The organism is Streptomyces sp. NWU339, assembly GCF_003143855.1.
Classification (GTDB): domain Bacteria; phylum Actinomycetota; class Actinomycetes; order Streptomycetales; family Streptomycetaceae; genus Streptomyces.
In genome coordinates this window covers 1-6,649 of record NZ_QFRK01000144.1, presented here as the reverse complement: position 1 = coordinate 6,649, position 6,649 = coordinate 1, and the positions used below count along the sequence as shown (strand labels likewise).

The 6,649-nt window shown below is 71.9% G+C and carries 7 protein-coding genes and 1 pseudogene; 6 read left to right on the top strand and 2 right to left on the bottom strand.

Annotated features, from left to right (window positions below):
- Positions 1-530 precede the first annotated feature (530 nt).
- The 3 genes from DIZ27_RS49165 to DIZ27_RS44430 all read left to right on the top strand — a co-directional run bounded on the left by DIZ27_RS49165 (position 531) and on the right by DIZ27_RS44430 (position 2,274).
- Positions 531-1,205 (top strand): IS481 family transposase, encoded by a 675-nt coding sequence (locus tag DIZ27_RS49165; RefSeq protein ID WP_375232092.1) that lies wholly within the window; start codon positions 531-533, stop codon positions 1,203-1,205.
- Between the two features lie 272 nt (positions 1,206-1,477).
- A complete protein-coding gene (locus DIZ27_RS44435; protein WP_258308924.1) occupies positions 1,478-1,939 on the top strand; it encodes a DUF2199 domain-containing protein in 462 nt (153 codons plus the stop codon).
- 23 nt (positions 1,940-1,962) lie between these two features.
- Positions 1,963-2,274, top strand: coding sequence for a hypothetical protein (locus tag DIZ27_RS44430; protein ID WP_109383916.1), 312 nt, complete (start codon positions 1,963-1,965; stop codon positions 2,272-2,274).
- A gap of 8 nt (positions 2,275-2,282) precedes the next feature.
- On the opposite strand, the gene DIZ27_RS44425 is transcribed toward DIZ27_RS44430, so the two are convergent.
- Together DIZ27_RS44425 and DIZ27_RS44420 are read right to left on the bottom strand one after the other, a co-directional pair.
- Positions 2,283-3,125, bottom strand: a complete 843-nt coding sequence (locus tag DIZ27_RS44425) for an IS5 family transposase (RefSeq protein ID WP_109383915.1) — start codon at positions 3,123-3,125, stop codon at positions 2,283-2,285.
- A gap of 131 nt (positions 3,126-3,256) precedes the next feature.
- Entirely contained in the window at positions 3,257-4,135 is an 879-nt protein-coding gene (locus tag DIZ27_RS44420) for a class I SAM-dependent methyltransferase (protein WP_109383914.1), read from the bottom strand.
- Between the two features lie 93 nt (positions 4,136-4,228).
- On the opposite strand from DIZ27_RS44420, the gene DIZ27_RS44415 reads away from it, so the two are divergent.
- The 3 genes and pseudogenes from DIZ27_RS44415 (at position 4,229) to DIZ27_RS44405 (ending at position 6,563) form a co-directional block, all read left to right on the top strand.
- On the top strand, positions 4,229-4,837 hold the full coding sequence (locus tag DIZ27_RS44415; protein WP_109383913.1) for a TetR/AcrR family transcriptional regulator: 609 nt from the start codon (positions 4,229-4,231) through the stop codon (positions 4,835-4,837).
- A 7-nt stretch (positions 4,838-4,844) separates the two neighbouring features.
- A pseudogene (locus DIZ27_RS44410) lies at positions 4,845-5,165 on the top strand (transposase); the annotation flags it as partial.
- Between the two features lie 231 nt (positions 5,166-5,396).
- Positions 5,397-6,563, top strand: coding sequence for a YbdK family carboxylate-amine ligase (locus DIZ27_RS44405; protein ID WP_109383912.1), 1,167 nt, complete (start codon positions 5,397-5,399; stop codon positions 6,561-6,563).
- Positions 6,564-6,649: the final 86 nt, after the last annotated feature.

Below are 6,649 nucleotides of genomic sequence, written 5' to 3'. Positions count from 1 at the left end.
ACCTCATCCGCCCTGGTCGGAGCCGGCGTGCGGGGTGTACGGGAGGTCGAGTGCGGCCGGTCGAGTCCGTGCCGTCGCGCGGCTGTCGATCAACGCGGCATGATGACCAACCGTGCTGCTGCGACCGGCCTACCTGGGCAGGGCGAACGCATTCGCCCTGCCGCGCCTGCTGTCGATGAGCGATCGGGACAAGGACRTGSAGATCCTCGCCCTGCGCCACCAACTGTCGGTGCCGGAGCGCCCACTCGGCAAGGAGAAGGTGCGCTTCAGCCCGAGTGACCGGGCTTTGCCGGCGGCGCTGCCGTACCGGCTGCCGCGGGACGTGCCGCGCAGGCTGCGGCTGCCGGTGCGGCCGGACCCGGTGCTCCGTGGGCACCGCGACCCGGTCGCCCGCCGCCACGCCGCCCAGTCCAGGCCGAAGCGCCCGGGCCCGCACCGTGCGCTCCCTCCGCGCCGTGGTACTGCGCCCGGCACGGGAGAATCCCRCGTGGGGCTGCCGGCGCCTGCACGGCGAGCTGCCGGTGCCGGGCGTGAMGGTCGCCGCCTCCMCGGTCTGGGAGATCCCGCGGGRGGCCGGGAGCGGCCCGGCGCCCGAGCGGACCTCCGGCACGTGGGCCGGCTTCCTGCGCCCCCCGGCCGACGCGCTGCCGGCCTGCGACTTCTTCGAGACGGTCACCCTGACCGGGGTGCGCCGGTACGTGTTCGCCGTGCTCGAGCASGCCGGCCGGCGGATCCGGATCCTGGGCGCGACCGCGCACCCGACGGCCTCGTGGGTGGCGCCGGCCACGAGGAATCTCGTCATGGAACTGGAGGATGCCGGCTGCCGGGCGCGGTTCCTGATCCGGGACCGGGACGGGAAGTTCCCCGCCCTGTCCGGCGCGGTCCTCGCCGATGCGGGGCTCGAGGTCGTGCCCGGCGGTGTCCGGATGCCGCGGATGAATGCGGTCATGGAACGCTGGGTGCAGACCTGCCGGCGCGAGCTGCTGGACCGGACCTTGATCTGGGATCAGCGGCATCTGCTCCACGCCCTGCGGGAATTCGAGCGTTTCCACCATGTGCACCGGCCCCATCAGGGCATCGCGAACGCCCGCCCGTTGAACCCGTTGTCCGCGTCGATCGTCGATCCGGACCAGATCGCCTGCCTCGGGGTACGACGATGCGATCGCCTCGGCGGCCTTCTCCACGCGTACGGGCATGCCGCCTGACCTGCCCGGACGAGGATTTCGGCAAGGGCAAGGGCAAGGCTGGCTCGGTGAGATTGAAGGGCTCCGGGTCAGCCTCGCCGGCGCCAACGACGAGATCCCCCAGATCGACCAGACACTCAAGCGGGGGCCGGTGGACCTGGGCATGCCGAAGGTCGGCCAACCCGCGAGGCCACGGTGAATAACGTGCGAAGCCGATCGCTAGGCTCCACCTCATGACCGCTGATCTGGGATTCACTTGCTCGTATTGCGGCGAGCGCCACGCCGACCTGGCGATGCACTACTCGGCCGCGGCTCCCTACGTCTGGGACCCGAGCTTCGCCGATGCCCCCGACTGCCTGCTGTCGTCGGATCAGTGCGTCATCAAGGGGCAGCACTACTTCGTCAAGGGGCTGGTCGAGATACCAGTGATCGGCAGCGACGAAGTGTTCTCCTGGGGCGTCTGGGTTTCCCTCAGTCGCGAGAGCTTCGCCCGCATGGCGGACCTCTGGGACACCCCAGGACGTGAGTCTGAGGCTCCGTACTTCGGCTGGCTGACCACCGATCTGCCTCTCTACTCACCGAGCACGGTCAACCTGAAGACTTACGCTCACAGCCGCCCGGTCGGCGACCGCCCCTTCATCGAGCTCGAACCCACCGACCACCCCCTCGCTGTCGAGCAGCGGACCGGCATCACCCTGGATCGCGTGCGCGAAATCGCCGAGGCCATCCTGCACCCCACCAGCGACAACTCATGACTCGCGCGGGCAAGGGAAGGCAGATGAAGCCCCTCGCGGAGATGAGCGAACGCGAGTATTTCGCCTGCGTTGGCCAACGCCCCGGAATGTTCGTCGGCAAGAGCTCTTTCCACATGCTCGCCGCGTTCCTGACCGGCTATGACCAAAACGCCATCCGGCACGGCGGACATGGTCTCGCCGGCTGGCGGGAGTGGCTCGTTGCCCGCCGCAGCCGCGACTGCAACCACGCCTGGCCGGGCCAAGTCCTGCACATCGCGCTCCCAGGCGGCTGGGACACGTACTGGGACCTGCCACCCGAAGACGAAGAGCACGCGATTAAGAGCTCGCGCGGATAGGGGTGGGGTCATGGTCGGCGGTTCGGGCATTCGCTCCAGCGGCGGGTTGTCCATGCCCGTCGGATCAGACTACGCACGGTGATGATCGTGTCGGCGAGGTCGAAGAACGCGTCGATGACGATGGCGCGCCGCTCGTAGCAGCGGGCGAGTCGGTGGAAGGCGTTCTGCCAGGCGTGCGTGCGTTCGACGTGCCAACGCCGGCTGGCCTGGATCGGCGCTTTCTCACCTTTGTGCGCGATGCGGCCGCGGAGGCCGCGCTCGCTGAGCAGAGCGCGGGGGGTGTCCGAGTCGTAGCCGGCGTCCAGGTGCACGGTGATCTCGTCGGGCAATGGGCCGAGGCCCTCCAGACGGTCCAGGGTCGGGGCGAGCAGCGGGAAGTCGTGACGGTTGGCACCGGCCAGGACACGACCCAGGGGAATGCCGTACCCGTCCGTCATGCCCGAGCGTTTCAGGCCCTGTTTGCCGCGGTCGACCGGGGAACGCCGGGCCACCTCGCCGCCTCCGGGAGCCTTGGTGATGGAGCCGTCCACGGCGATCTGGTCGAGGACAAGGCCGACGATCCGGTCGTAGGAGTCGAGCGCGATCTGCTTGAGCCGGGCGAAGACGCCCAGTCGTATCCACTCATCGCGGCGGCTGCGGATCGTGGTGGCCGAGCAGGCTGTGTCGGCGAGCGCCTCGTAAGAACAGCCGAAGCGCAGCAGCTGCAGCATCTTGTCGAAGATGATCCGGTCGCTGATGCGCCGGCGGTGGCAGCCGAGCGGATGGTCCGGGTGGAACTCCGGCCGCTCGGGCAGCAGGGCCGCGAATTGGTCCCAGAGCGGTTCGGTGAGCCATGATGGCAGCAAGGGCACAGGTCTCTCCAGTGATCACAGAGCGTCGCAACTCCATGATCACCAGGACCTGTGCCCGTGCTGCCGCCAAGGTCTTCCACCGCATCCAATTGCGCGACTCTGCGGAGCAGTGGCGGGCCGGGCGGCGGGGCTCAGCGTCGCGTCGCCGTGACGAGCCAGGCGGAGGTGCGGAGGTGGACACCTGCGGGCTGCTCATGGGCGGCAAGAGCGACGGTGAACGCGGCTCGCACGCTGTCGGCGCCGCTCGCTCGGTCCGCGCTGTCGACGCTGCTCGCGGAGTCGAGCAGCTGGACCAGGTGCCGGCCGGGGCCTGATCCGAGCAGGTGATCGGCCGCTTCGTGGGCGTCGCGTCCGAAGTCACTGAGGGTCTCGACGGGCTCGGTGCGCACGTTGTCGAAGCCGGCCGTTTCCAGGATCCGGTGGATGACAGAGGGGTCGGCGAGCGAGAACATCCCTGGCCCGTCGGGGGTGGCCGGCTCCTCGGCGGGCAGGGGCAGATGGGCGCGTGCCGTGCCGAACACGGGCACCCACTCGCTGCGGGCCGGGTCGGCCATGCAGACGAAGACGAGTCGGCCGCCGAGGCGAAGGGCCTGGCCGATGTTGCTGAACGCGGCGACCGGGTCGTCGAAGAACATGACCCCGAACCGGCTGATGGCGACGTCGAACGCGGATGGGGGCAGAGGATGGACCTGGGCGTCGCCCTGCTCGAAGGTGATGCGGTCCAGGCCCTCCTCGGCGGCCTGGGCGCGTGCCTTGGTGAGCATCGGCCCGGAGAGGTCGAGGCCGAGAGCGGCGCCGCGGGAGGCAGTCCTGGCGGCGAGCCGGGTGGTCTGGCCCGCGCCGCAGCCGATGTCGAGCACCCGGTCCACGGGGCCGATCCCGGCGGCTTCGAGCAGCGGTTGATTGAAGCCCTGGTTGATCGCGTTCCAGCGGTCGTGGTGATCGCTCCAGTGCCAGCCTTCGTCGCCGTTCCAGGCCTCGAACTGTGCGGTGTTGACGAGCTCGTGCATCGGATCGTTCCCGTCGGAGAGATAGTATGGGCGTCTGCCCATACCCAAGGTATGGGCAGACGCCCATACTGGCAACTCGACCTGGAGGCCCCGATGTCACCGCGTGGTGTAGCGACCCCCGACGTCCGTGAGCGGCTGTTCACCGCGGCCGAGCGGGTGCTCGCCCGCGAGGGAGCGGCCGGGTTGACCAACCGGGCCGTCACGGAGGAGGCGGGCTGCGCCAAGGGGCTGCTGTACAACCACTTCGCCAACCTGGACGACTTCGTGGCGCAGCTCGTCCTGGACCGCTTCGAGCGGATCGCCGCCGAGGTTCGGTCCTTGCCGGGGCGTGCGGGGGAGGGCGACGTGCGGGAAAACCTGATCAGCGCGGCCCTCACGCTGCTGGGCACGAGCGGTCCGGCGATCGCGGCAGCGGCGGTCTCCCGACAGGCGGTGGCTGAGCGGGTACGCCGGGCATGGGCCACCGGTGCCCCCGGCCCCGGAGCCGTCGAGGAAGCCATGGCCCGCTACGTGGAGGGCGAGCAGCGCCTCGGACGCATCCCCACCGACGCCGACGGCGCGATGCTCGCGCTCGCCCTGGCGGGAACCGTCCACCACCTGCTGATGCACGGCAGCCCCCAGCCAGGAGAAAACGCCCGGCTCGTCCGCCGCCTGGTGACCGCCTTGGTGCCGACAGCGAACGGGCTGGGGGCATCTGCCTGATCCAACGTTGCCCGACGAGATCGCGGTGCACCTGGACGCCGGCTACGACTCGGACAAGACCCGCGCCCTGCTCAGCGAGCGCGGCCTCCGCGGCCGCATCGCGCACAAAGGTGAGAAAGCGCCGATCCAGGCCAGCCGGCGTTGGCACGTCGAACGCACGCACGCCTGGCAGAACGCCTTCCACCGACTCGCCCGCTGCTACGAGCGGCGCGCCACCGTCATCGACGCGTTCTTCGACCTCGCCGACACGATCATCACCGTGCGTAGTCTGATCCGACGGGCATGGACAACCCGCCGCTGGAGCGAACGCCCGAACCGCCGACCATGACCCCACCCCTATCCGCGCGAGCTCTTACTTTCCGTGAACGGGACACGCCGAGAGGGAGCCGGCCGACGCCGCATCGCCGCCCCCCGCCTGCAGCAATGACTTTCCGAGCCCCCCACAGGGGCGAAAGGCTTGCGACGGCCCCGGGCTGGGCACCCGGAGCCCCGGAGCCGCGAGGGTCCCCGGCGGGACGCGGATGCGACGGCCCAGCGAGCACCCGGGCAGGGGGAGAACGTGACGTTGCGCATCGGGGCGGAGGAAGAGTTCCACGTGCTGGACGCGGAGAGCGGCCGGCTGGTGCCGCGCGCCCGCGCCGTGCTGGACCGGCTGGACGGGCCCGGGTTCACCACCGAGCTGCAGCAGTCGGCGGTGGAGAGCAACAGCGGCGTCCACCACACCCTCGASGCCCTCCACGCGGACCTGGCCGGCTCCCGGCGCCGGCTGGACGCGGCGGCCTCCTCGCTGGGCCTGGCGCCGGTGGCCGCCGGCACCGTGCCGCTGGCCCGGCCGAGCCCCCGCACGGTCACCGCCAAGCGCCGCTACCGGCACATGGCCGACGAGTACCGCAGGGTCGCCGACGAGCAGCTCGTCTGCAGCGCGCAGCTGCACGTCGACGTACCCGACCCGGACACCGCCGTGCAAGCTATGTGCCTGGTCTCGCCCTGGCTGCCGCCGCTGCTGGCGCTGTCCGCCAGCTCACCGTTCTGGCTCGGCGCGGACACCGGCTACGCGAGCTGGCGCACGATGCTGTGCCAGCGCTGGCCCACCGCCGGGCCGGCCGGCCACTACCCGGACGCCGCCGGCTACGACGCGGCGCTGGGGGAGCTGATCGGCTCGGGCGTCATCAGCGACCCCGGCATGGACTACCACGACGTGCGGCCCTCCGCGCACCAGCGCACGCTGGAGCTGCGGATCTGCGACGCCTGTCCGCGGGTGGAGACGGTGGTGCTGGTCGCGGGGCTCTTCCGGGCGCTGGTCCACGACGCGTGCGACCGGCTGGCCCGCGGGGGCGGCCCTTGGTGCGACGGCCACCACGAGTGGCTGCGGGCCGCCACCTGGCGGGCCGCCCGCTCGGGCCTGGAGGGCGCGCTGGTCGATCCGGTCGCCCGGCGCGCCGCCCCCGCCCGCGGGGTGCTGCACGGCCTGGCGGTGCGGCTGCGCCCGGCGCTGGAGGCGTTTGGCGACTGGCAGCACGTGCACGAACTGCTCGCGCGGGCGCTGGCCGACGGCAGTGCCGCGCACCGGCTGCGGCGGGCGGCCCAGGCCGAGGGCCTGCGCGCCGGTGTCGCCCTGCTGGTCGCCGAGACCCGGGGCGCGCCCGTCGTGCGGGCCGCCGCGCCGGCCGGCCCCGCCCGCGGTGGCCGGGCCGGCCCGGCCACCGCGGGCGGGGCCGGCACCTGACGGCGCCGGCCGTTGCCCCCGGTCCGCAGGTCCGGCCCGCCCCCCCGCCGGCCGCCCGCGAGGCCGTCCGCGGGCGTGGTCCCGGG